Genomic DNA, 25,070 nt, shown 5'->3' with positions numbered 1-25,070 from the left:
CGGCCAGCGCCATGAACAGCTACCGGAAGCACCCCCGAAATCGCCTGCAGGAATAGTCAACCCGAAGCCCATGAAACTTCCCCCGATGGGGGCATTGCCACCTGGGCCACCCATATTCCATCCGCCATATTCGCAGTGCCAGTGCGTGCTGTTCTCTTCGACGGGAAAATCACAGTAGTACGTCGTGGCCCCCGCCTCGAAAGTGCTTCCGCCAACACCGGGATAGTCGCACACGCCGGGGCCCGGAAGGTTGCCGCCCGGCCCGGCCCAGGCCACCGGCGAATCGAGGATTGCCCACAAGGCGACCCCCAGTGCCGCAAGTAATCTAATTCCCGTGCGCAACGACTCTTTCACTGTAAACGCCTTCTGGCTTCGGCAATGGCAGCGCGTGCCTCGAGCGGGGACTGCTATTCCAAGTTCTACAACGCCCGGGACAAATTCGCAGAGGATTTAGGATTCGTCCCCATTGGTGATGGCGACAACTCGCGGCCGCACTGATTAATCTGATTGCTCGTGATTGACCAGCGCACCTTGCTGTTGATGCGGCACGCGAAGTCCGATTACCCGCCCGGCGTCGCCGACCATGATCGGCCGTTGGCGCCGCGCGGCATCCGGCAGGCCGGGCTGGCGGGCGACTGGCTGCGTGCCCACGCACCCACCATTGACCACGTGCTGTGCTCCACGGCGACACGCACCCGCGAGACCCTGCTGAACACCCGCATCGATGCGCCGGTGCGCTACAGCGAGCGCCTCTATGCGAGCACTCCCGGCACGCTGATCGACGAGATCAACACGGTGGACGACGACGTCAGCACGCTGCTTGTCATCGGACACGAGCCGACGATGTCAACCCTGGCGCTGGGGTTGCGCGACGCCGGAGACACGAATGTCGGCGCCGCGAAACGGATTTCGGCCAAATTTCCGACGTCTGCGATCGCGGTGCTTACCGTGCCGGGCGCCTGGAAAGACGTGGAACTCGGCGTGGCGACGCTGATCGACTTCGAGGTGCCGCGATGAGCCTCGATCAGGAGTTGGTGGCCAGCGTCAGCTCCATCAGCTTGATGGCCTGTCCGCACGCGTCGATGCCCGGAGCCTGGGGGTTGATCCACCATCCGACCACCCCGGCCGCGTCGCTGGCCACGCCGCACGCACCGTTCGCGTCGTCGGGCCGCATCACGATCGAGTCGATGCCGGCGATCGAACGCGTCTCGATCTTGTATTTCAAGAATTCCGCGACCTTGCGCTCGTTGGACAGGCTGCCCTGCTCGAACCAGAACCGGGTGATGTCGATCAGGCCGGCCGGGTTGGCCGCCTGCCAGCGGCAGATCGCACCAACGAACGTGCTCTGAATGTCGAGCGGGTCGGCGCCCACGGTCTTGGCCAGGATGTCACTGGTCAAGACCTCGCATTCCTTGAGCAGGTTCGGATACTGCTGCTGGGAGTTGTTGTTGCGGGGCACATTGCCACCCGCCTTGACCGCGTTGCCCCCGATCGAGCGGGAACAGCCAGTCAACACCAGCAGCGCGGCGACCACTACGGCCGCGGCAATGCGGGCAGTCCGCCTGCTGCGCGATTCGGCACGCATCGCGGCCATCATTTCGAGTTCGCAATCGATTGACGAGCCAGTTCTTTCGCTATGTCACACGGCGGCGGGAACGGCTTCTGACTGAAGCTGATTGACCATTCAATAAAGTCGTCCTGGAACTGAATGCCCACCTCGCACAGCGAGTCGCCCAGGTTGGGTTCGTTGCCGACGGCGATGAAACCGCCGTGGCCGTTGATGTTGATGTCATCGACGCTGGCACGCGAGAGTTCCTCGGTTTTGCGTTCGCGTCCGATGGGGCTACCGCGATACCAAGAGAAGGAGAAGTGCGGCCCGAGGATGCCGCCGCCCGCGAGCCACTGGCATCCGACGGAGTTGCGGGCGGTGTTGATCAGTCCAGTGACCTTGGTGAGCTCCGCTACGGTCTGGTCGCTGATCCCGCCGCATTGCGGGAACATCGCACCATGGCTGCCCTGGCCGTTCTGCGGCGTCGACGACGCCGACGCCCCCGGTTTGTTGTCGCCGGAATCCGAGCAACCCGCGGCCGCGGGGATCAGGATCGTCAATGCTGACGCCACAAGGGCCAGCGCCCTCGTGTCACGCCGCACCGCTGCCCTGCTTCCGTTCCGCCCGCTGCTGGTCCACACGATGCACTGTAGCGGCAGCCCAGCGGGTCAACCACCGACGCGCCTGAGCAGGCAATTCGAAGCCGCCAACAAGTGCGGCGCGGACTTTGACCGTCCGGCGGTTGACGGGGACGGCCGGGCGGGCGGTATGCGACAGTTACCCAATGCTCCTGGCACTGCTGCGCCAGTACATCCGGCCGTACCGACGGCTGGTGGCGGTGCTGATGGCGCTGCAGCTGATCAGCAACCTCGCGTCGCTGTATCTGCCGACCGTGAACGCCGCAATCATCGACGAGGGCGTTGCCAAGGGCGACACCACCACAATCGTCCGGCTCGGCATGGCGATGCTCGGGATCACCGCATTGCAAGTGTTGTGCTCGGTCGGGGCGGTGTATTTCGGCTCCCGCACCGGGATGGGCTTCGGACGCGACCTGCGCGCGGCGATGTTCGAACACGTCACCAGCTTTTCCGAGCGCGAGACCGCCCGATTCGGAGCGCCGACGCTACTGACGCGCAGCACCAACGACGTGCGGCAGATCCAATACCTGGTCCAGATCACGGGCACGGTGCTGGTGACCGCCCCGATCATGTGCCTCGGCGGGATCTACATGGCCATCCGCCAGGAGGCCGCGCTGACGTGGCTGCTGTTGGTCAGCGTGCCGATCATGGCGGTGGCCAACTACTGGGTGATGTCGCACATGCTGCCCCTGTTACGCCGCATGCAGGGCCTGATCGACGGCATCAACAGAGTGATGCGTGACCAGTTGGCCGGCGTCCGGGTCGTCCGGGCGTTCGCCCGGGAGGATTTCGAGCGGGACCGCTTCGCTCGCGCCAACACAGCGCTGTCGAAGACCGCACTGACCGCGGGCAACTGGCAGGCGTTGATGCTGCCCGTCACCACACTGACCATCAACGTGTCCAGCGTCGCGCTGATCTGGTTCGGCGGGTTGCGCATCGACCGCGGCCAGATGCAGGTCGGCTCGTTGACCGCGTTCCTGGCTTACTTCACCCAGATCCTGATGGCGGTGTTGATGGCGACGATGACGCTGGTGGTGTTGCCGCGGGCCTCCGTCTGCGCCGAGCGGATCACCGAGGTGCTTGCCACCCACCCCGCCGTCACCGACCCTTCGAATCCGCGATCCCCACGCGGCGCGATCACCGGAACGGTGCGTTTGGACGAGGCGACGTTCACCTATCCGGGCGCCGATCGGCCACTGCTGCAAGGTATTTCCCTGACCGCGCTGCCGGGAACCACTACCGCGATCGTCGGCAGCACCGGCTCGGGCAAGTCGACGCTGGTCTCGCTGATCTGCCGGCTCTACGACGTGACCGGCGGTGCCGTCACGGTCGACGGCATCGACGTCCGCGATTACCAGACCGAGCGGCTGTGGTCGGCGATCGGACTGGTTCCCCAGCGCGGCTACCTGTTTTCCGGGACGATCGCCGACAACCTGCGTTATGGCGCCGCCCCACACCAGCAAGTCACCGACGAACAGATGTGGGAGGCGTTACGGCTAGCCGCCGCAGACGATTTCGTGCGAGCCCACGATGACGGGCTGCACATGCGCGTGGCCCAGGGCGGGATCAACTTCTCCGGCGGGCAGCGGCAACGACTCGCCATCGCCCGGGCGGTAATCCGCCGCCCGGCGATCTATTTATTCGACGACTCATTCGCCGCGCTCGACGCGCGCACCGATGCCCGGGTCCGCGCCTCCCTGCAGGCGGCCGCCGGCGATGCCACCATCATCGTTGTCACACAACGTATCTCGATCGCGGCCAAAGCCGACCAGGTGATCGTGATCGACAACGGGAACCTGGTGGGCGCGGGTACGCACGAGTCACTGCTGGCCGACTGCACGACCTACGCCGAATTCGCCGACTCGCAGTCGGTCGGCGCCGTGCGGTCGGGTCAACTCGGGGGCCCGCCGTGACCCGAGCGACCGCCCAAGCGAGCCGCCGGCCCGCGCCCGCCACCCGCTCGCATGACTTCTGGAGCTGGTCCACCCGCCTGGTCAAACAGCTTGCGCCGCAACGACGGCTGTGCGTCGCGGTGATCATCCTGGGAATCACCGGCACGGCCATCGGGGTGGTCGTGCCGCGGATCCTGGGGCATGCCACCGATTTGCTATTCAACGGCGTCATCGGACGCCAGCTCCCCGCCGGAATCACCAAGGCGCAGGCCGTCGCCGCCGCACGCAGCCGGGGCGCCAACACTTTCGCCGACTTGCTTTTCGGAATGAACGTGGTACCGGGCCAAGGCGTGGACTTCGGGGCGGTTGCCCGAACCCTGACGCTGGCGCTGGGCCTCTACCTCGTTTCCGCGGTGCTGATTTGGGCGCAGGCGCGGCTACTCAACGTCACCGTGCAGCGCACCATGGTGGCGCTGCGTTCCGATGTCGAGGACAAGATCCATCGGTTGCCGTTGTCCTACTTCGACGGCCGCCAGCGCGGTGAGCTGCTGAGCCGCGTCACCAACGACATCGACAACATCCAATCGTCGCTGTCGATGACGATCAGCCAGCTGCTGACATCTGTTCTGACGGTGGTGGCGGTACTGGCGATGATGCTGTCCATCTCGCCGCTGCTGGTGGTGATCACGGTGCTGACGGTGCCGTTGTCGCTGTTGGCGACGCGGGCGATCGCGCGACGTTCCCAGCGGCTGTTCGTCACCCAGTGGACCAGCATCGGCCGCCTCAACGCCCACATCGAGGAGACCTACAGCGGTTTCACCGTGGTCAGGACGTTCGGCCACCAGGCGGCGGCGCGCGAGCAATTCCGCGCCCTCAACGAGGACGTCTACAACGCGAGCTTCGGCGCTCAATTCTTCTCCGGGTTGGTGGCACCGGCGACAACGTTCATCGGCAACCTCGGCTACGTCGCCGTCGCCGTGGGGGGCGGCCTGCAGGTGGCCACCGGCCAGATCACCCTGGGCAACATCCAGGCGTTCATTCAATATGTGCGGCAATTCAATTCACCGCTGAGCCAGCTGGCCGGGATGTACAACACCCTGCAATCCGGGGCGGCCAGCGCCGAACGCGTCTTCACGCTGCTCGACGAACCCGAGGAATCGCCGGATGCCGCATCTGCCGCCCAACCCAGCCCGGGCGGCACCGCGCCGCAGCGGGGTGGACGCGTCGAATTCGCGCACGTGAGCTTCGCCTACCGCCCGGGCACGCCGGTGATCGAGGACCTGTCCATGGTCGCCGAACCCGGCAGCACGGTCGCCATCGTCGGGCCCACCGGAGCGGGCAAGACCACACTGGTGAACCTGCTGATGCGGTTCTATGACGTCGACGCGGGCCAGATCCTGCTCGACGGTGTCGACATCACCACGATGGAGCGCCAGACGCTGCGGTCGCGAATCGGCATGGTGCTGCAAGACACCTGGCTTTACGAAGGGACGATCGCGGAGAACATCGCCTACGGACGTCCCGACGCCGGCGAAGACGAGGTTCTCGACGCCGCCAAGGCCGCCTACGTCGACCGTTTTGTGCGGACGTTACCGGCCGGCTATCAGACCCGAATCAGCGGCGATGGAGGCAACATCAGCGCCGGAGAAAAGCAACTGATCACCATCGCACGCGCATTTCTCGCCCGCCCACAATTGTTGATCCTCGACGAGGCAACCAGTTCGGTCGATACCCGCACCGAAGCGCTTATTCAGCACGCGATGTGTGAACTGCGTCGCGATCGCACGAGTTTCCTCATCGCGCACCGGCTTTCAACGATCCGCGATGCCGACCGAATCTTGGTGGTCGAGGCCGGCCGGATTGTCGAACAGGGCGATCATGCCGAGTTGCTGGCCCGGCGCGGCGCGTACTACGCGATGACCCAGGCCTAGCGCCGGCGCATCGCACCGTGCCGCGCGGACCCCGAGGACGGCCGCGCCATTGCCAAGAGCCCGAGAATGCTTGCAGGAATAGGTGAGACGCTTGCGTTGTCTTTTCAAGACAGATCACCTGAAGGGATGGCAGCAATGTCCAGAGGCCGCATCACGACGATTGCCACTACCGCCCTCGGCGCCGTCGCCATCGGGCTTTCCGCCGTGAGCACGGCAGACACCGCCGCAGCGAGTTCGGTGCAGACCGGCGACGAGGCGTTCCTCACTCAGATGCAGAGCCTCGGCGTCACTTTCCCGTCGACGCAAGATGCCGTGCGAGCGGGCCACCAGGTGTGCACCGACCTGGCCGCCGGCCAGAGCCGGATCGCCGTCACCGTCCAAATCTTTCGTCACACCAACCTGACTCCGCCGCAGGCGGCAAACGTGGTCACCGCGGCGACCAACGCCTACTGCCCGCAATTCTCCGGACAGCCCGCCTAGGCGATCAACGGGCACTAGAGCAAACCCGCGCCTCACGCTGCGTCAGAACACATTTCAGTCATCAGCTATCCCAACCCGGTGCCCCGGCGGGCCGATCAATTCGACGACCTGCCGTCAGAGCCCGACGGTTTGTCGGGATCGTCAACGAATCCGCGCGCTTGGCGTCACAATCACAAATGTGACCTCATGGCATCCGACGCCGCGGACGCGGACAGGCTGGTAGGCGCGATGGCGGACCAACGTCTCGAATTCGGTTTGCTTGGACCGTTGGAGATGAGCGTTGACGGTGCTCTGGTGCCGTTGGGCACGCCCAAACAGCGAGCGGTGCTGGCCATGCTGCTGATGAACCGCAACAGGCCGGTCGGCGTCGACCGGCTCATCTGCGCACTGTGGGACGAGTCGCCGCCGTCGGGGGCGCGGGCGAGCATTCACTCTTACGTGTCCAATTTGCGCAAACTGCTGACCGGTGCGGGTGTCGACTCGCGCACCGTATTGATCGCGGCGCCGCCGGGTTATCGGCTCAACATCCCCGATGACGCCTGCGATCTCGGCCGCTTCACCGCCGAGAAGACCGCCGGTGTGCATGCGGCGGCCGCGGGCAGCTTCGAGCTGGCCGCCCGGCACCTGTCGGCCGCCTTGGCCGAATGGCGCGGGCCGGTGCTCGGCGACCTGGAAGATTTCCAGTTCGTCAACGCATTCACCACGTCCCTCGTCGAGGAGAAGATCCTGGCCCACACGGCGCTGGCCGAGGCCGAAATCGCCTGCGGACGTGCGTTCATGGTGATCACCGAATTGGAAGCCCTGACTGTCGAACATCCTTACCGCGAGCAGCTGTGGGCTCAGTTGATGACCGCCTACTACCTCACCGATCGCCAATCGGACGCGCTGGCGGCCTACCGCCGCGTGCAAAAATCGCTTGCCGACGACCTCGGAATCGACCCGGGCCAGAACTTGCGTGCCCTCAATGACCGGATCCTGCGCCAAGAACCGCTGGACGCCGAGAAGAACGCCATGACGACCGCGGCGGTCGCGATCACCGTCCTCGAGCAGTACACGTCAGACAACAAGGCGGTCGCCTACCTGCACGACGCGTCCGGGCGCCGGTATCCGCTGCGAGAATCGACAACGATTGGGCGGCTTGGCGACAACGACATCGTCCTAGATTCCCCCAAGGTGAGCCGCCGCCACGCCGTCATCGTTGACACCGGAACCGGCTACATCATCGACGACCTGCGGTCCTCGAACGGCGTGCACGTGCAGGACCAACGAATACGCTCGGCCGCGACCTTGCGAGACGGCGACCGCGTCCGGATCTGCGACCGCGTATTCACCTTCCAAATCGCCGCTGACGACGGCAACGAGGGATGAGACCTCGGCAAGCCGACCCGCGCTGACACGCGCGGCAATTGTTCCCGTTATCGTGCGGTGGGACGCCTACGCGCTTACCGTCATGATTGCTCAGTCACGGGTTGCGATCATGTGTCTGTCCGCAAGTCTTGGATGAGACCGGCAGGCCAGGGGTTGGGTTGGAAGGATGAGGAATGAGTGACGAGCAGTCCTCACGGGCGGGGTCGATGTTCGGCCCCTACCACCTGAAGCGGCTACTGGGCCGCGGGGGGATGGGTGAGGTCTACGAGGCCGAACACACCGTTAAGGAGTGGACGGTCGCGGTCAAACTCCTCTCCGAAAGTTTCAGCAGAGACCCGGTGTTTCGCGAACGATTGAAACGCGAAGCCCGCACCGCCGGTCGTTTGCAGGAACCGCACGTCGTGCCGGTGCACGACTACGGCGAAATCGATGGCCAGATGTTCCTCGAGATGCGCATGGTCGAGGGCACCGACTTGGACAGCGTGCTCAAACGCTTCGGCCCGCTGACCCCTCCCCGCGCGGTCGCCATCATCACCCAGATCGCGTCCGCGCTCGACGCCGCCCACGCCGCCGGAGTGATGCACCGCGACATCAAACCGCAGAACATTCTGGTCACCCGTGGCGACTTCGCCTACCTGGTCGACTTCGGCATCGCCAGCGCAACCACCGACGACAAGCTCACGCAGCTCGGCACCGCGGTCGGCACCTGGAAATACATGGCGCCAGAACGGTTTTCCGATGCAGAGGTCACCTACCGTGCCGACATCTACGCGCTGGCCTGCGTCCTGTTCGAGTGCTTGACCGGGTCGCCGCCCTATCGGGCCGACAGCGCCGGCGTCCTGGTCTCCGCCCACATGATGGACCCCATCCCTGCGCCCAGCGAGCTGCGCCCGGGCGTCCCCAAAGCCTTCGATGCGGTGATCGCGCGCGGCATGGCCAAAAAGCCCGAGGACCGCTACGCCAGCGCGGGTGACCTGGCCCTGGCCGCCAAGGAAGCGCTCAGCAACCCCGACCAAGACCGCGCCGCCACCATCCTGCGCCGCAGCCAGGAAGCCGCACTGCCCACCGCGGAATATCCCAACGCGCAGGCCCACGCCACACCGGCGTACCAGCCCACGTTCAACACGCCGCCACCATCACCATTCGACCCGCCGTCGGCGCCCAGTTCCGGTCCAATACCGTCACAGAGCGCGCACGCGTGGACCCCGACCAGCGGCCCGATCCCGGCGGCCGGACAACCCGCGCCGCCCTATTACCAAGGCGGCAATGCCAATTGGGGCGGCCCGCCACAGTTCACCAACTCGACGCCATGGGGTCAGCCCGCGCCCAAGCCGCACCGCAACGTCTGGCCCATCATTGCGGCCGTCGCCGTGGTGCTCGTGGTCATCGCGAGCGGGGTCGGTATCTGGCTGGCCGTTCGACCCAAACCAGCACCACCGCAGGCCGCGCCCTTGGGACCCGACCGCCTCAGCGCGCTGCTGCTGAGCCCGGCGGATATCAATACCGTGATGGGCTCGTCATCGATGCAACCGGGCAAGCCGATCACGTCGACGGACACCTCCTCGGTGACGGTGTCCGTGCCCGATTGCCAGAGCGCCCTCTACACCACCCAGGATCCGGTATATGCGGGCACCGGCTACTCGGCAGTGAGCGGACTGGTGTCTTCGGAGGCGGGCGATAACTACGATCACTGGGTCAACCAGGCCGTGGTGTTGTTTCCGTCCGCCGACAAGGCCAAGAGTTTCGTGGAGAACTCCGCGGAGAAGTGGAAGGGTTGCGCCGGCAAGACGGTGACCGTCACGAACAAGAGCAAGACCTATCGGTGGACGTTCGCCCAGGTTCAGGGCGCCCCACCGAAGGTCACGCTGATGGACACCCAAGAGGCAGCGGACGGTTGGGAGTGCCAGCGCGCGCTCAGCGTGGCCAACAACGTGGTCGTCGACATCAACGCGTGCGGCTACCACATCAGCGATCAGGGCGGCCAGATCGCCGACAAGATCGTCACCAAGATCGACGGCGAGAAGCCGGAAGGCTGACCGACCGCACGGTCAAAGCGCTGGCGGCTTGGTCACGACTGAAGGTCGGGCCCCTGGGCGCGTAGGTCGTCGACCGCCGACATCGCGTCGCGCAATCGGGCCAGCCACTCGTCGGCGTGTTCACCAACCAGCTTCACCGACCACGCGAGGGCGTCGGCGCGGGAGCGGGCCACGCCGGCGTCGACCAACGTATCCAGCACCTGGCGCTCGGATTGCTTCAGCCGCGTCATGACCGGTACCGCGATGTGAGTGAACAGGATTCGCTCGGGGCCTGTCTTGGAGCCGACCTCCACGCCCCAGGAAACCTTGCGTCCATAGCGATCCTGCGCTTCGTCGGCGATACGCATTCGCTCCGACCGGGTGTCCTCGCGGAATCGTGAAGCTCGCCCGGCCGCGCGGGCCTCGCTCGCTTCGCTTTCGGTGCTCGCCGAATCCGGGAGCTTGCCGATGACGGTTATTTCTTCGCGGTCCACGATCACCGTGGGGTCGCCGTCGAACCAACTATCCGGCAGACGTCCGGCGAACCATTCTGCCGCGTCGGTGGCATCGGGTTGCTGGGCTTGCTGCCAGCCTCCGGGACGTCCGTAGCGCCTCTGAGTGTGATGAGCCTTCATGATTACATGATTACACTGTTGCACGAGCCAGGGAAAGGTGTTTCTCCGGCGGCGAAACAACGGACGAGAGGAAGAGCCTCCTCCCGCGGTCCGGCTCCGGTGTTGGGCGTTTCCGAGGGCACAAGCCGGCCGCGGAAACCCGTTGATCTGGGCTGTTCGACGGCGTAGTTTGGGTAGCGAAGCAGGCCCGGAAGCGACCAATTCGAAGCGCCGGAGTACGGGGTAGGAATCCGGCCGCGTAGGACACGCGTAAGACGGAGTCAGACGCCCCCTGGAGTCGCGCCGGGCCTGCCCATGTGCCAACAACCCTTCGCTCGCCGGTCAGCGTGCTAGTCAGTCACCACCGCCCCGCCGGATGCGAAAGAGTTTTACCTCGTTCTTGATGCCCTTGAGGTGGCGGGCGCCGGCGTACGACGCGGAGAACTCACCGCTGTCGCCGATGTCGTCCCAAACCGAATCCGCGACCACGACGGTGCCCGGCCGAGCCACGTTGGTGACGCGGCTTGCCACGTTGACCGGGCTGCCGAACCAATCGCCGGCCCGGCTCACCGCCATGCCGGAGGCCAATCCCGCTCGCAATCGGGGAAAGTCGTTGTCTGTGTCGACGGCTTCGACGAGTTTGAGGATGACGTCGAGCAACGGCAGCGGATCGGGGCAGACGAACATCACCGCATCACCGATGGTCTTGATGAATCGCACCGGTGGGACGGTCATGTCCCGGGCGAGGATGGCCAGCCGGTTGGCAAGGTGGCCAAGCTCTTCGGGCGTCACCGCCTCGCCGATCCGGGTGAAGCCGACGAGGTCCGCGAAGGCGACGGTGATCTGGCGCGCCCCCGGCAGCGGCTTACCGGCCGCGCGCTCCGCGGCGTTGACCGCCTCGGTCTCCATCATGTGCCGCAGCTGCATGAACAACATGTGCTCGACCATCGGGCCCAGCATGGGCGCGATCTCGGTCACCAAAGCCTTTGACGCCTTTGCGATTTCGAGCTCGCTGGCCCCGGGACGCATGATCGCCGAAAGCGCCGTGTACCGCATGACTTCGGCCGTCCGCGACAGGCCCTCGGCCAGCACCCGGACCACGAGAACCAGCTGTTCGGGATCCAGTCCCAGCTGCACGAACCGCTGGGTGAAGGCGGCGGCCTCACCGTCGGCGCGCATGTGCACCGCCGCGTCTGGGTCGTCCACGCGGGCCAGGCCGATTGCGCGTTGCACGCGTTGCAACAGCCCGAGGTCGATGCCATGGGACTCGCTGATCTCGCGGGCAGACACGTAGGTGCCGTCGTCGCCGATGAGGTGGCGCGTGGCCAGCAGCAGGGGCGGATTCGTCGTGCGGATCTCCTCGGCGGTCACGCCCTGCTCGAACAGCCATTTCACGAGTTCGGCCCGTTCGGTGCGTGCACTTCCCTCGAGCCCCTCGAGCAGATCGTCGATGGTGTCGTCGGCCCCGTCCTGCACGTCGCCAACGTACAACGCGGGCGAGCAATGATGTGAGGTGATGAGCACACCACTGCTGCGAGGATTCCCGCCGGTCGTCGATGAGCGCGCTGAGACGCTGATCCTGGGTTCGTTTCCCAGTGCCCAATCGCTGGAGGTGTGCCAGTACTACGCCAATCCGCGCAACGCGTTCTGGTCGATAACCGGTGAGCTGTACGGTTTCGAGGCGACCGCACGCTACGACGCACGGCTGGCTGCCCTGCAGTCCCATGGTGTCGCTCTTTGGGATGTGCTTCACGCGTGCCGCCGGGTCGGCAGCGCCGACTCGGCGATTGACCTGAAAAGTCTGGCAGTCAACGATTTTGGCGAGTTGTTCGCGCAGTACCCCACCGTCACGACGGTGTACTTCAACGGAGCCAAGGCCGCCGACCTGTTCGCTCGGCTGGCGACGGCGCCCGATCGCATCGGGTATCAGCGCCTGCCGTCGACCAGCCCGGCCAACGCGATGCGGCCGGGTGCCAAGCTGGCGGCCTGGCGGGTGATCGCGAGCGCGGCGCAGGCAGGCGAAGCGTAGACGCCTATGACACCGGCGGCCGGTGAAGGGCCCACGGGCGAGCCGCTTCGATCTGCGCCGACAGCGACAATAGGGTCGCTTCGTCATATGGCCTGCCGACGAGTTGAACCGACATCGGCATGCCGTCCCCGTCGAAGTCCCACGGCACCACCGCTGCGGGCTGTCCGGTCAGGTTCCAAACCTGTTGATAGGGAACGTACTGTCCCACCCTCAGCAGCGTCGACACGGCGCCGCGGCGTTGATAGGCGCCGATACGGGACGGGCCTGTCGCGGTCCCGGGTGTGATGACGACGTCGACATCGTCGAAGATCGCCTGAATCCGCGAGACCACCGCATCCTCGTTCGCCCGGATGGCCTCCATTCGCCGGTCTGAGAAGAACGACCCCAAGCGGGCCATGGTGCGGGTGCGCGGTTCCAGCCGCTCCGGGTGGGCGAGCGCGTCCGCATCGTCACAGATTCCGCGCAGATAGCGGGGCAGGTAGTTGGTGAGCATCGTCGAAATCGGATATTCGGGGTCGGCAGTGATGACGTCATGGCCGAGGTCGCGAAGCAAGGCACCGGCCTGGCCGACCGCCGCCAGCTCCGCCTTGCCGACCCTGACCGGCAGTGGGGTTGGGACCTTGGTGCTCAAGGCAATTCGCAACCTGCCGGGACTGCGGCCCGCCGCGCTCACGAACTCGGCTTCGGGTCCGGGCACGGTCGACGTCGCATCCAGGAACACGGCCGCGTCCATCACCGTTCGCGCGATCGGGCCGTTCACGCTCAGCCCGTACCACGCGTCGTCGTGCGGTTCCAACGAAACGCGATCGCGTTGCGGCTTCAGACCGAACAGGCCACACCAGGTTGCCGGGATGCGAATCGACCCGCCCCCATCGGATCCCAGTGCCAGCGAAGCCAAGCCGGCAGCGACCGCGGCGGCGCTCCCTCCGCTGCTGCCGCCCGGAGTGCGGGTCAGATTCCACGGATTCCGGGTGGCTCCGAAGGACGTCGACTCCGTGTAGGGCAGCATCATCAGCTCGGGCACATTGGTTTTGCCGATGATGACCGCACCCGCGCAACGCAACCGGCGGACCACCTCCGCGTCGGAGGTGACGGCGGGCCGATGACCGCCGCTGCCGAACGTCGTCACCTGGCCGGCGACGTCGACATCGTCTTTGATCGCGATCGGCACCCCGAGCAGCGGTAGCCGCTCGCCCGCATCCAGGCGCTCCTGCGCCACCGCGGCCTCATAGCGAGCCTGATCGGCGAGCACCACTCTGTAGCAGCGCAGCTGGCTGTCCAGCCGCGCGATCCGCTCCAGGTAGACCTCGAGCAGCTCCGGTGCGGTCAGTTCACCGTCGGCGAGCATGCGTGCGTGTGCCGCCGCGCCTGCGAACGCGAGATCGTTCATCGCGGCAGCGTATCCCCCCATTCGTGGCAGGCCCCGATTAAGTCTCGGCGCGGCTATAACGCAGCAACCAGTACCGTGGGCGACATGTCCTGCGTGTTCTGTGCGATCGTCGCCGGCGAGGCCCCGGCCATCCGGATCTACGAAGACGACGACTACCTGGCCATCCTCGATGTTCGCCCGTTCACCCGAGGTCACACGCTGGTCGTGCCGAAACGCCATAGCGTCGACCTCACCGACACTGCGCCGGAAACACTGGCCGGGATGGTCACGCTGGGCCAGCGCATCGCCCGGGCCGCCCGCACCACCGACTTGGCCGACGCGACCAACATCGCCGTCAACGACGGCAACGCCGCTTTCCAATCCGTGTTCCACATTCACCTGCACGTTTTGCCCCGACGCAACGGCGACAAGCTGTCGGTGGCCAAGGGGTTGCTGCTGCGCCGCGACCCCGACCGGGAGGGTACGGGCCAGATCCTGCGCACCGCGCTGGCCCGCATCGATGCGAATCAGTCTGATTGAGTCCATCGTTCGGCGGGCGCGATAGAACGCGGGCTAGAACAGCTCTTTGGCCAGTAGCTCCAGCGTCGCGACCCGCCCCGGCGCGGTGTCTTGATCGGTTCCGCGGCGGGCCGAGGCCACCGGGTTCACCATGACTTCGTCGACCCCGAACCGGTCGGCCAGTGCTCGGATCTGGTCGGCGGCCTCGGCCGGCGCCCCCAAAACGGCACGCTGGAAGCCGCTTTCGACGATCCGCTGTTGTTGTCCGGTCAACTCGGCAACCGAGGCCTCCTCGACCAGCGGAACCGGCCCGAGCGGCTGCCCGGTCCGAAGCCGGGCCATCATCTGCAGGTTCGGCAACATCAATGCCGTTGCCTCTTCCCGGGTTTCGGCCACTGCGGCGTTCACCGTCAAAAAGGTCAGCGGCTGGGCCGTCAGCGCGCTCGGCTTGAATCGCGAACGGTAGACCTCGAGCGCCTCGTCGGTTCCGTTGCCGGAGAAGTGATGCGCGAACACATACGGCAATCCCTTGGCGGCGGCCAGGTGCGCCGAGTACATCGACGAACCCAGCAGCCACAGGCGCGGTTCGCCCGCGGCGGCCGGGGTGGCCTTGAGCGTGTAATCACCCGAGCGCAACGGAACCCTAACGCCGCGTGCGCTCATCAGCGCGGCCACGTCGTCGAGATATTCCGGGAAGTTCTCGATGTCGCGATCGTCCCGGCCGCCGCGCAGCGCGTACGAGGTCACCGGATCGGAGCCGGGCGCCCGGCCGATGCCCAGGTCGATCCGGCCCGGGGCGGCGGCCTCCAGGAGCGCGAACTGCTCGGCCACCGCCAGCGGTGCGTGGTTGGGCAGCATCACACCACCCGAGCCGAGCCGCAGTTGCGAGGTCTGCGCGGCCAGGTAGGCAAGCACCACCGGCGGGCTGGTGGCACCCACCGACGGCATGTTGTGGTGCTCGGCCACCCAGTAGCGGGTGAAACCCAGCCGATCCGCGGCCTGCGCGAGCTGCACGGTGGCCGCCAGCGCGCCACCGGTCGTCTGGTCGGTGCGCACCGGAATGAGATCAAGGACGGAAAGACGCACGATGGCGTCAACGCGTGCGGGGCGGCAAACGTTCCCGCTCGGCTCAGTACTCCTTGAGCGTTATCGAGGCGACGATGCGGTCGAACACCTCTTGCGGTATCGGCGCGCCGCCCGGGATGTTGTCCACGACCAGCCACTGATTGCGCTTGACGTAGTCGCTGAACTCACGGTGATAGTTGGCGAAGCCGGCTTCGTAGTCGACCGTCTCGTCTCGGGTGGCCGCCTTGAGCTCACCGGCGAGGATGTAGGCGCCCAACAGCGCAACGCTGGTCCCCTGACCCGACAGGGGCGAACAGCAGTATCCGGCGTCGCCGATCAGCGCCACCCTGCCCCGCGACCAGCGATCCATCTTGATCTGCGACATCTCGTCGAAGTAGAAGTCCGGTGCGGCCCGCATGTACTCCAGCAACTGCGGGCGCACCCAGCCGTCACCGGCCATCCGCCGCTCCAGCTCGGCTAATTGCGCCGCGGTGTCGCGGTAGTCGATGCGCAGGTCGGTATCCATGAACCCGACCATCGCCCGCGCCTCGGCGTTGTTGCGGGCGCTGTAGACGCCGGCCATGGTGGAGTCGCCGTAGTGCCACATCTGCCAATAGTCCAGGTCCAAGAAGTTGGGCACGGTGAAGATCGCCGCGTGCGTGCCCAGCCTCTCGATGAAGTTCTCTTCCGGCCCGAACACCAGACGCCGCACATTGGAGTGCAATCCGTCGGCGCCGATGACGAGGTCGAAACTGCGCGGCGCGGCGCGCTCGAAGGTGATGCGAACCGCCGCACCATCGTCCTCCACGGCAGTGATGGTGTCATCGAAAAGATATTCGGCTGTCCATTGGCTTGCGCCGTAAAGCAATTCGACAAGGTCGTCGCGCAGCAGCTCGATGTTCGGGTTGTCGATGGACCCACCGGTGGGTGTCGATTCGGTGTCCCGGGACAACTCGTTGCCGTCGCGGTCCACCACCGAGGAGCCCTGGATTTGCGTCTTGCGCTTCTGGGCGGCGCCCAACAGGCCCATGCGCTCGAGCACCGTCAGCGCCGGCCCTCGCACGTCGATCGCCTGACCGCCCGGCCTCGGCCCCCGATGGCGCTCGACCACGGTCACCGAAAAACCATGCCGCCCAAGCCAAAAAGCGGCCGCCGCACCCGCCACGCTGGCGCCGGATACCAGAACCTCCGTCACTTGATCCCTGCCAGTTCCTTTGCGTTGCGGAAGACGTCGTCAAGCATTGCTGGTGTCAACCTACCGGTGAACATGTTTTGCTGGCTCGGGTGGTAGCAGCCGAGCAACCGCACACCTGGCGCCAGGTCGGCAACGACGCCGTGGCCGAACCGAGGCTTGCGCCCGGTCGAGGTGCCCGGCAACCGCAACGCGATCTGCCAGCCGAACCCGCCCAGGGCCACGACCACGCGAACATCCTCGGACACCAACCGCCATTCAGCCCGCAGCCACGGCCAGCAGGCGTCTCGCTCCTCCGGCGTCGGCGCGTTGGCGGGAGGCGCGCACCGCACCGGGGCGACGATGCGAATCTTCTTGGTCTGCAACCCATCCGCGGCGTCGACACTGGTCGGCTGGTTCACCAGCCCGGCCCGGTACAGCGCCGCGTACAACTGGTCGCCCGAGCGGTCGCCGGTGAACATCCGTCCGGTGCGGTTGGCGCCGTGCGCGGCGGGCGCCAATCCGACGATCAGCAGCCGTGGGCGCGCCGACCCCCAACTGGGCACCGGTCGCCCCCAATACGGTTGGTCGGCAAAGGCTCGGCGTTTGACGACCGCGACGTCCTCGCGCCAGCTGATCAACCGCGGACAGGCCCGGCAGACGCTGACCAGAGCGTCGATTTCGGGAATCGAGCCGGCGTGCTCGGCGAGGTCGGCGACGGCGCCGGCATCGGCGGCCACCGGTGTCTGCGGTGTTGCCGGATCGCCCGGCCATCCGGTGCCGGCGCCAACCGGAGAGCTGAACGCCTGGCCGGTACGTGGATGGGCGAGCACATGAACATCCTGCATGAGTAAAAAATCGGTCGCCGCAAATACCGCATTGGCATACATTCAGCGGCGATATTCCGATGAAAAGCGGCGGCCCAGCATTCCTGATCCTGTTCGCCACGTTGATGGCGACGGCGGGTAGCGGCGTCTCGATAGTCGCGTTCCCCTGGCTGGCGTTGCAGCACCACAACAGCGCGCGCGACGCCTCGGCCGTGGCCCTGGCGATGACGCTGCCGCTGGTGCTGTCGACTCTCGTCGCCGGCACCGCCGTTGACTTCTTCGGACGCCGCCGGGTGTCGCTGATCTCCGATGCACTGTCCGGGACGGCGGTGATTGCCGTGCCGCTGATCTCGTGGGGGCTCGGTGCGGACGCGCTCAACCTCGCGGTGCTGGCCGTCCTGGCCTTCTTCGCGGCCGCGTTCGACCCGGCCGGGACGACGGCCCGCGAGTCGATGCTGCCCGAGGCCGCCGCCCGGGCGGGCTGGTCGCTGGCCCGCACCAACAGCATTTACGAGGCGATTCTCAACCTGGGGTTCATCGTGGGCCCGGGCATCGGCGGCCTGATGATCGCTACCGTCGGCGGCATCAACACCATGTGGACGACGGCCGGGCTGTTCGGGCTGTCCATCCTGACGATCGCTTCGCTGCGGCTCGAGGGCAGCGGAAAGCCCGAGCGTGAGACCCGGTCCGGCGGTTGGATGTCCGGCATCGCCGAAGGGTTACGGTTCGTCTGGCACATCCGGGTGCTCCGGACGTTGGGCTTGATCGACCTGGCCGTCACCGCGCTGTACCTGCCGATGGAAAGCGTGCTGTTTCCGAAGTACTTCTCCGACCACCACCAACCCGCGCAACTCGGGTGGGCGTTGATGGCGATCGGGTTCGGCGGCGTAGCGGGAGCGCTCGGCTATGCCGCGCTGTCGAGACGGCTGCGACGGCGCACGGCCGTGCTGATGGCGACCCTCACCTTCGGGGCGGCGACCGTCGGGGTCGCGTTCCTGCCGCCATTGCCGGTGATCCTGGTGCTGTGCGCGGTCACCGGCGTGGTCTACGGACCGATCCAGCCGATCTACAACTACATGATGCAGACGCGGGCACCGCACCGGCTGCGCGGCCGAGTGGTCGGGGTGATGACGGGGTTGACCTACGCGGCGGGCCCGTTGGGCCTGCTGGTGGCCGGTCCGCTGACCGACGCGGCCGGGCTGAAGGTGACATTCCTGGTGTTGGCGGTACCGATTTTGCTGATCGGCCTCGTCGCGTGCCGGCTGCCGTCGCTGCACGAACTGGACCGTGCGCCGGAGCTCGCGGAAGACGCGGGCCAGTCGGGCGGGCTTAGTATCGGGCCGTGAGCTCTGACGCCCTCGCCAGCCTGATCGCCGACCTGCCGGACGGGATGGTCGTCACCGACCCCACAGTGACCGAGAGCTATCGCCAGGACCGCGCGTTCGACCCGTCGGCGGGCAAGCCGCTGGCCGTCGTGCGGCCGCGGCACACCGAAGAGGTGCAGACCGTGCTGCGCTGGGCCGCCGCACACCGAGTGCCCGTCGTGACGCGCGGCGCCGGCAGCGGCCTGTCCGGCGGGGCGACCGCATTGGACAACGGAATCGTGCTTTCCACCGAGAAGATGCGCGACATCGCCGTCGACCCGGTCACGCGCACCGCGGTATGCCAGCCCGGGCTGTTCAACGCTGAGGTGAAGAAGGCCGCCTCCGAGCACGGCCTGTGGTATCCGCCGGATCCGTCGTCGTTCGAAATCTGCAGCATCGGCGGCAATATCGCCACCAACGCCGGCGGGCTGTGCTGCGTCAAGTACGGCGTAACGACCGATTACGTGCTGGGCATGCAGGTGGTGCTGGCCGACGGCACCGCGGTGCGGCTGGGCGGCCCGCGTCTCAAGGATGTCGCGGGGCTTTCGTTGACCAAACTGTTCGTCGGGAGCGAGGGCACGCTGGGCGTCGTCACGGAAGTGACGCTGCGGCTGGTGCCCAAGCAGAACGCGTCCAGCATCGTCGTGGCCAGCTTCGCGACCGTCGAGGACGCGGTCGAGGCGGTGCTCGGCGTCACCGCGCGGCTTCGCCCCTCGATGCTGGAGTTCATGGATTCCGTGGCGATCAACGCCGTCGAGGACACCCTGCGCATGGATCTGGACCGCGGAGCGGCCGCCATGCTGGTGGCCGGGTCCGACGAGCGCGGCCGCGCCGGCAGCGAGGACGCCGAAATCATGGCCAAGGTTTTCGCGGAACACGCTGCGACGGAAGTATTTTCGACCGACGACCCCGACGAGGGCGAGGCGTTCGTCGTCGCACGGCGGTTTTGCATCCCGGCCGTCGAGGCCAAGGGATCGTTACTGCTCGAGGATGTCGGGGTGCCGCTTCCGGCGCTGGACAAGCTGGTCACCGGGATCGCGCGCATCGCCGCCGAGCGCGACCTGATGATCTCGGTGATCGCGCACGCCGGCGACGGCAACACCCACCCGCTGATCGTCTACGACCCCGCCGACGCCGACATGACCGAACGCGCCCACCTGGCGTTCGGCGAGATCATGGACTTGGCCGTCGGACTGGGCGGCACCATCACCGGGGAACACGGCGTCGGCCGGTTGAAGCGGCCGTGGCTGGCCGGGTATCTCGGCCCCGACGTGATGGAGCTCAACCGGCGCATCAAACAGGCGCTGGATCCCGACGGCATCCTCAACCCCGGCGCGGCTATCTAGTTTCGTTGTCGGGCGCCCGGCTGGCCGGGGAGTCGGTGTCGATAGCCCCGGCGGGGCGCTCGGTGTCGGGAGTTCTTGACATATTGCTGGCGCTGTCGTACGAATGAGACATGGTTGCCGTTATGTCTCACGACGCGCCGGTCAAGTTCGAGCTGGCCACCGCCGACACCTGGCCCAATCCCTGGCCGATGTACCGCGCGTTGCGCGACCGCGATCCCGTGCACCACGTCGTGCCGGCTAACCATCCCGAGGATGACTACTACGTGCTGTCCCGGCACGCCGACGTGTGGGCCGCGGCTCGGGACCACGAAACCTATTCCTCCGCTCAGGGGTTGACCGTCAACTACGGCGACCTGGAAATGATTGGGCTGCAGGATAATCCACCGTTCGTGATGCAGGATCCTCCGGTGCACACGCAATTCCGCAAGCTGGTCTCGCGCGGCTTCACGCCGCGGCAGGTCGAGGCCGTGGAGCCCAAGGTGCGGGAGTTCGTCGTTGAGCGCATCGAGGGGTTGCGCTCGGCCGGCGGCGGCGACATCGTCGCGGAGCTGTTCAAGCCGCTGCCGTCGATGGTGGTGGCGCACTACCTCGGTGTGCCGGAGGAAGACTGGGCCCAATTCGACGGCTGGACCCAGGCGATCGTCGCGGCCAACACCGCCGACGGCGGCGTCGCCGGTGCGCTGGAAACCGTCGGCGATGCGGTCGGGTCGATGATGGCCTACTTCACCGCGCTGATCGAACGGCGGCGCACCGAACCCGAGGACGACACCATCTCCCACCTGGTGTCCGCCGGCGTCGGGGCCGACGGCGACATCGCCGGCACGCTGTCGATCCTGGCATTCACGTTCACGATGGTCACCGGCGGCAACGACACCGTCACCGGCATGCTCGGCGGCTCGATGCCGCTGCTGCACGAACGACCTGACCAACGTCAGCTGCTGGTGGACGACCTCGACCGCATCCCGGATGCGGTCGAGGAATTGCTGCGGATGACCTCACCGGTGCAGGGACTCGCGCGCACCGTCACCCGTGACGTGGCCGTCGAGGAGACCACCATCCCGGCCGGCCGCCGAGTGTTGCTGCTGTACGGTTCGGCCAACCGCGATGAACGCCAATACGGTTCGGACGCAGGCGAACTCGACGTGACTCGCTGCCCCCGCAACATCCTGACTTTCAGCCATGGCGCACATCACTGCCTGGGCGCCGCCGCCGCGCGGATGCAATCCCGCGTGGCGCTGACCGAACTTTTGACCCGCTGCCCGAGCTTCGAGGTGGACGAATCCGGCATCATCTGGGCCGGCGGCAGCTACGTCCGGCGACCGCTGTCGGTGCCGATTCGGATGAAGCCCTGATGCCCGGGAGCGACTGGCTGGGTACGCACCGGACCGAGGCGGCAGCGGACCGGATCCTCGACGCCGCCGAGCGGCTCTACACCCAGCGCGATTCCGACTCGATTGGCATGAACGAAATCGCCCGTGCGGCGGGCTGTTCCCGCGCGACGTTGTACCGGTATGTCGAGAACCGCGAGGCGCTGCGAACCGCCTACGTCCACCGCGAAACCCACCGGCTGGGTCGCGAAATCATCGCGCGCACCGGCGACATCGAGGACCCGCGCGAACGGCTGATCGCGAGCATCCTGGTCACACTGAGGATGGTTCGCGAAAGCCCGGCGCTGGCTTCCTGGTTCGCCACCACCCGCCCGCCGGTGGGTGGCGAACTGGCCGGACAGTCCGAAGTCATCGCGGCGTTGGCGGTGGCGTTCCTTCATTCGCTGGGACCCGACGATCCCGCCGTCATCGAACGTCGCGGTCGCTGGATGGTGCGAGTGATCGTTTCGCTGCTGACCCACCCGGGCCACGACGAAGCCGACGAGCGAGCGATGATCGAAGAGTTCGTCGTCCCGATCGTCACGCCGGTCGCCGCGAGCGGCTAGGCGGCTCAGTCACGCGGGTGAACCGGTGCAGCAGCCACGCCAGCGGGATCGTCACAACCAGCGTCGCGACGTACAAGTACAGCATCGAACCCGTGTAAACACGAGCGCCCACGATGTAATCCATCGCGAATTCCATGGTGATCAGGTGGATCAGGAAGATCTCGTAGGAGATCTCGCCCAGCCACACCATCGGGCGGCTGGCCAGCATTCGGGAATACCAGCCTTGGATACTGGGAGCGCCACCCAGGGCGAGCGGCGCCACCGCGAGTGCGGCGATGACGGCGTAGAAGCAGGTCTTGAACAACGCTTCGCTCAGCGACGCCGGGGATGTCGTGGGCGCGCCGGCAATCGGCGTGGACACAATGAAATAGCAGACGACCGCCAGCGGTACGGCCACGAACCCATAGGCGCGCACGCCCATCTCCTGCAGCACGGTCAGCATCATGCCGCCGAGGAACCACGCCAGATAGGTGGGCAGCCATAGCCTTGCGCCGTCGGGAAACCAGTGATCGGTATGCACCAGCACCAACCAGGCCGGGCTGATCAACGCCATCCCCGCCAGGGCGCCCAGCACGAGTTTCGGCTGCCACTGCCGTCGGCTGATCACCACCAACAGCAGGTACGCCAGCAGCGGCAGCACGACGTAGAACGCGCCCTCCACCGCCAGGCTCCACATCTGGGTCAACCCTTGGTGCAGATACTTGCCGAGGTAGCCATTGCAGTAGATCTGCGTCAGCGTCAGGTTGCGCGCGAGCCCCAGCCAGCTGTGCCCGGGGTTTGGCCCCGCATCCCGGTAGTGGTAGAGCACATAGGCGAACAACACGGTGATCACGTAGGCGGGCATGATGCGCCGAACCCGGTGCCACGCATAGCGACTCAGCGACGGCGGTGCGCCGCTCTCCGCCGCCGACTTCACCCACGGGCGAAACAACAGGTAGCCGGAGAGCACGAAGAAGATCGGCACCCCGACCTCCATCCGGGAACCGACCAGACCCCAATACCCGTGGGTGTATTTGCCGGTGGTGTATGCCGCATGGGTGCCGACGACGAGGAGCGCCGCGACCGCGCGGATCCCCGTCAGGGAGGCGATCCGGTCGACGCGAGAGGTCTGCTCGAGCCCGCCCTGCGCGTCTTGCTCTTCGGACAGCGTCATCCGCCGTGTTTCCTGCGCGGCTTCCCACCGTCTCGGCCGCGGGGCTTGTTGGTGGACGACCGCTCGGGTTGCAGGTTGATCAGCACCCCCGAAATGCGGGTGTGCTCAAGCCTTTTTAGCGTGGCCTTGCCCAGCTTGGCCGGCAGTTCCACCAGCGAGAAATCCGGCCCGATCGAGATGTGGCCGAAATCGCTGCGATGCAGCCCTCCCTCGTTGGCGATGGCGCCGACGATCGCGCCCGGCCCGATCTTGTGCCGCTTGCCCACCGCGATGCGATAGGTGGCCAATGGCCGTGCATTCCTTGGCCTTTCGGGGCGATCACGCCGTTCTGCGCGGCGCTCGCGCTGCTCCGGTGGTGGTTCGGGCGACATCAAAAATTCGTCGCCGTCGCGGGACTGCACGGCCAGCGCGGCGGCGATGTCGGCCATCGGTGTGTCGTGCTCGCGTTCGTAGTCCTGGACCAACTTGCGGAACAGGTCGATTGCGGGCGAACCGAGCGCGGTGGTGATGGAATCGGCGAATTTGGCCACCCGCTGCGCGTTGACATCCTCGACGGTGGGCAATTCGGTTTCGGTGAGGGTTTGCCGCGTGGCCTTTTCGATCGCCTTGAGCAGGTGGCGCTCGCGCGGGGAGACGAACAGCAGCGCGGTTCCCGAACGGCCGGCCCGGCCGGTGCGCCCGATCCGGTGCACATAAGACTCGGTGTCGTGCGGGATGTCGTAGTTGAGCACGTGCGATATCCGCTCCACGTCCAGCCCGCGCGCGGCCACGTCGGTGGCAACCAGGATGTCGATGCTGCCGTCCTTCAGGGCGGCGACGGTCCGCTCGCGCTGTGCCTGTGGGATGTCCCCGTTGATGGCGGCCGCGGAAAACCCTCGGGCCCTGAGCTTTTCCGCGACTTCCTCGGTGGCCTGTTTGGTCCTGACGAAGATGATCATCGCCTCGAACGACTCGACTTCCAGGACCCGTGTCAGCGCGTCCATCTTGCGCGGGCCGGCAACCTGAATGTAGCGCTGCGAAATGTTCTCGGCGGTAGCGGTTTTCGATTTGGTGCTGACCTCGAGCGGATCGTGCAAATACTTGGTGGTGATCTTGCGGATCGCGGCCGGCATCGTCGCGGAGAACAACGCCACCTGTTTGTATTCCGGGGTCTCGGACAAAATGCGGTCGACTTCTTCGGCGAAGCCCATGGCGAGCATCTCGTCGGCCTCGTCAAGCACCAGGTAGTCGACGTGGGAGAGGTCCAGCGTCCCGCGCTCGAGATGGTCGATGACCCGGCCCGGCGTGCCGACCACCACGTGGGCGCCCCGGCGCAGCCCGGCCAGCTGCACGCCGTAGGAGGAGCCGCCGTAGATCGGCAGCACGTTGATCTTGGGCAGGTGGGCCCCGTACCGGCTGAACGCCTCGGCCACCTGCAGGGCCAGTTCCCGGGTGGGGGCGAGCACCAGGGCCTGGGTGGCGGTGCTGGTGACGTCGATCTTGGACAAAATCGGGATCGCGAACGCGGCGGTCTTGCCGGTGCCGGTCTGGGCCAACCCGACGACGTCGGAGCCGGCCATCAGCGCCGGGATCGTCGCCGCCTGAATGCCGGTGGGCGACTCGTAGCCGACGTCAGCGATCGCCCGCAAGACCGAGGGATTGATCTGCAGGTCGGCAAACGTCGTTGAGGCAGCTTCAGTCGAGCTGTCCGAGAGGGTCATCGTCCAAGGAGTCTAGTGGTGATCGCGAGCTCAGCGGACGCTGAGCGCTGCGGGTCACCACCATAAGACCCAGTGTGATCGCGAGCTCAGCGGACGCTGAGCGCTGC

Annotated in this window: 22 protein-coding genes; 12 read left to right on the top strand and 10 right to left on the bottom strand. The window is 66.4% G+C overall.

Annotation, left to right across the window (positions count from 1 at the left end; genetic code table 11):
- The first annotated feature begins 513 nt into the window (after positions 1-513).
- Positions 514-1,017, top strand: a complete 504-nt coding sequence (locus A5753_RS11865; RefSeq protein WP_156656071.1) for a histidine phosphatase family protein — start codon at positions 514-516, stop codon at positions 1,015-1,017.
- A gap of 7 nt (positions 1,018-1,024) precedes the next feature.
- Here the strand turns inward: A5753_RS11865 and A5753_RS11860 are convergent, their stop codons facing one another.
- Both A5753_RS11860 and A5753_RS11855 read right to left on the bottom strand, forming a co-directional pair.
- Positions 1,025-1,585: a DUF3558 domain-containing protein gene (locus A5753_RS11860; RefSeq protein ID WP_067128021.1), complete on the bottom strand. Its 561-nt coding sequence runs from the start codon at positions 1,583-1,585 to the stop codon at positions 1,025-1,027.
- 8 nt (positions 1,586-1,593) lie between these two features.
- A complete protein-coding gene (locus A5753_RS11855; protein WP_067128018.1) occupies positions 1,594-2,151 on the bottom strand; it encodes a DUF3558 domain-containing protein in 558 nt (185 codons plus the stop codon).
- Positions 2,152-2,333: 182 nt separating this feature from the next.
- Here A5753_RS11855 and A5753_RS11850 point away from each other — a divergent pair, with 182 nt between their 5' ends.
- The 5 genes from A5753_RS11850 to A5753_RS11830 all read left to right on the top strand — a co-directional run bounded on the left by A5753_RS11850 (position 2,334) and on the right by A5753_RS11830 (position 9,894).
- On the top strand, positions 2,334-4,100 hold the full coding sequence (locus A5753_RS11850) for an ABC transporter ATP-binding protein (protein WP_067127576.1): 1,767 nt from the start codon (positions 2,334-2,336) through the stop codon (positions 4,098-4,100).
- On the top strand, positions 4,097-6,010 hold the full coding sequence (locus tag A5753_RS11845) for an ABC transporter ATP-binding protein (RefSeq protein WP_067127572.1): 1,914 nt from the start codon (positions 4,097-4,099) through the stop codon (positions 6,008-6,010). Before A5753_RS11850 ends, A5753_RS11845 begins: the two co-directional genes overlap by 4 nt.
- Before the next feature lie 135 nt (positions 6,011-6,145).
- Positions 6,146-6,490 (top strand): DUF732 domain-containing protein, encoded by a 345-nt coding sequence (locus tag A5753_RS11840; protein ID WP_067127569.1) that lies wholly within the window; start codon positions 6,146-6,148, stop codon positions 6,488-6,490.
- A 228-nt stretch (positions 6,491-6,718) separates the two neighbouring features.
- On the top strand, positions 6,719-7,858 hold the full coding sequence (locus A5753_RS11835) for a BTAD domain-containing putative transcriptional regulator (protein ID WP_067128015.1): 1,140 nt from the start codon (positions 6,719-6,721) through the stop codon (positions 7,856-7,858).
- A 173-nt stretch (positions 7,859-8,031) separates the two neighbouring features.
- Complete coding sequence (locus tag A5753_RS11830; protein ID WP_067127566.1) at positions 8,032-9,894, top strand: serine/threonine-protein kinase PknH/PknJ; 1,863 nt, start codon at positions 8,032-8,034, stop codon at positions 9,892-9,894.
- A 32-nt stretch (positions 9,895-9,926) separates the two neighbouring features.
- On the opposite strand, the gene A5753_RS11825 is transcribed toward A5753_RS11830, so the two are convergent.
- Together A5753_RS11825 and A5753_RS11820 are read right to left on the bottom strand one after the other, a co-directional pair.
- Positions 9,927-10,508 carry a hypothetical protein gene (locus tag A5753_RS11825; RefSeq protein WP_067127563.1) on the bottom strand — a complete coding sequence of 194 codons (582 nt, stop codon included), beginning with the start codon at positions 10,506-10,508 and terminating at the stop codon, positions 9,927-9,929.
- A gap of 333 nt (positions 10,509-10,841) precedes the next feature.
- Positions 10,842-11,963, bottom strand: coding sequence for an adenylate/guanylate cyclase domain-containing protein (locus A5753_RS11820; protein ID WP_197694669.1), 1,122 nt, complete (start codon positions 11,961-11,963; stop codon positions 10,842-10,844).
- Positions 11,964-12,003: 40 nt separating this feature from the next.
- Between A5753_RS11820 and A5753_RS11815 the strand changes: the two genes are divergently transcribed.
- On the top strand, positions 12,004-12,516 hold the full coding sequence (locus tag A5753_RS11815; protein ID WP_067127560.1) for a DNA-deoxyinosine glycosylase: 513 nt from the start codon (positions 12,004-12,006) through the stop codon (positions 12,514-12,516).
- Positions 12,517-12,520: 4 nt separating this feature from the next.
- Here A5753_RS11815 and A5753_RS11810 read toward each other — a convergent pair whose 3' ends face one another.
- On the bottom strand, positions 12,521-13,906 hold the full coding sequence (locus A5753_RS11810) for an amidase (protein WP_067127557.1): 1,386 nt from the start codon (positions 13,904-13,906) through the stop codon (positions 12,521-12,523).
- Positions 13,907-13,990: 84 nt separating this feature from the next.
- Here A5753_RS11810 and A5753_RS11805 point away from each other — a divergent pair, with 84 nt between their 5' ends.
- Positions 13,991-14,425, top strand: a complete 435-nt coding sequence (locus A5753_RS11805; protein WP_067128009.1) for an HIT family protein — start codon at positions 13,991-13,993, stop codon at positions 14,423-14,425.
- 33 nt (positions 14,426-14,458) lie between these two features.
- On the opposite strand, the gene A5753_RS11800 is transcribed toward A5753_RS11805, so the two are convergent.
- Genes A5753_RS11800 through A5753_RS11790 form a run of 3 tightly spaced genes read right to left on the bottom strand, consistent with a single transcriptional unit; the run spans position 14,459 to position 17,488 of the window.
- Complete coding sequence (locus tag A5753_RS11800) at positions 14,459-15,490, bottom strand: LLM class flavin-dependent oxidoreductase (protein ID WP_067127554.1); 1,032 nt, start codon at positions 15,488-15,490, stop codon at positions 14,459-14,461.
- A 43-nt stretch (positions 15,491-15,533) separates the two neighbouring features.
- Positions 15,534-16,664: an FAD-binding protein gene (locus A5753_RS11795; RefSeq protein ID WP_067127551.1), complete on the bottom strand. Its 1,131-nt coding sequence runs from the start codon at positions 16,662-16,664 to the stop codon at positions 15,534-15,536.
- Positions 16,661-17,488 carry a uracil-DNA glycosylase gene (locus A5753_RS11790; protein WP_067128007.1) on the bottom strand — a complete coding sequence of 276 codons (828 nt, stop codon included), beginning with the start codon at positions 17,486-17,488 and terminating at the stop codon, positions 16,661-16,663. Before A5753_RS11790 ends, A5753_RS11795 begins: the two co-directional genes overlap by 4 nt.
- A gap of 59 nt (positions 17,489-17,547) precedes the next feature.
- Between A5753_RS11790 and A5753_RS11785 the strand changes: the two genes are divergently transcribed.
- The 4 genes from A5753_RS11785 to A5753_RS11770 all read left to right on the top strand — a co-directional run bounded on the left by A5753_RS11785 (position 17,548) and on the right by A5753_RS11770 (position 22,110).
- A complete protein-coding gene (locus tag A5753_RS11785) occupies positions 17,548-18,813 on the top strand; it encodes an MFS transporter (protein ID WP_067127548.1) in 1,266 nt (421 codons plus the stop codon).
- Positions 18,810-20,177 carry an FAD-binding oxidoreductase gene (locus A5753_RS11780; RefSeq protein WP_067127545.1) on the top strand — a complete coding sequence of 456 codons (1,368 nt, stop codon included), beginning with the start codon at positions 18,810-18,812 and terminating at the stop codon, positions 20,175-20,177. Before A5753_RS11785 ends, A5753_RS11780 begins: the two co-directional genes overlap by 4 nt.
- Positions 20,178-20,287: 110 nt before the next feature.
- Positions 20,288-21,529 carry a cytochrome P450 gene (locus tag A5753_RS11775; protein ID WP_197694668.1) on the top strand — a complete coding sequence of 414 codons (1,242 nt, stop codon included), beginning with the start codon at positions 20,288-20,290 and terminating at the stop codon, positions 21,527-21,529.
- On the top strand, positions 21,529-22,110 hold the full coding sequence (locus tag A5753_RS11770) for a TetR/AcrR family transcriptional regulator (RefSeq protein ID WP_067127538.1): 582 nt from the start codon (positions 21,529-21,531) through the stop codon (positions 22,108-22,110). The genes A5753_RS11775 and A5753_RS11770 overlap by 1 nt, the downstream gene beginning before the upstream one ends.
- Here the strand turns inward: A5753_RS11770 and A5753_RS11765 are convergent.
- On the bottom strand, positions 22,085-23,263 hold the full coding sequence (locus A5753_RS11765; RefSeq protein ID WP_067127535.1) for an acyltransferase: 1,179 nt from the start codon (positions 23,261-23,263) through the stop codon (positions 22,085-22,087). The two genes, A5753_RS11770 and A5753_RS11765, sit on opposite strands and share 26 nt — an antisense overlap.
- Entirely contained in the window at positions 23,260-24,963 is a 1,704-nt protein-coding gene (locus tag A5753_RS11760) for a DEAD/DEAH box helicase (protein ID WP_067127532.1), read from the bottom strand. Before A5753_RS11760 ends, A5753_RS11765 begins: the two co-directional genes overlap by 4 nt.
- Positions 24,964-25,070: the final 107 nt, after the last annotated feature.

The sequence above is a fragment of the Mycobacterium sp. 852002-51971_SCH5477799-a genome, from assembly GCF_001667145.1.
Classification (GTDB): Bacteria; Actinomycetota; Actinomycetes; order Mycobacteriales; family Mycobacteriaceae; genus Mycobacterium.
The sequence above is the reverse complement of the archived record's forward strand: the minus strand, read 5'-3'. Positions and strand labels throughout refer to the sequence as shown.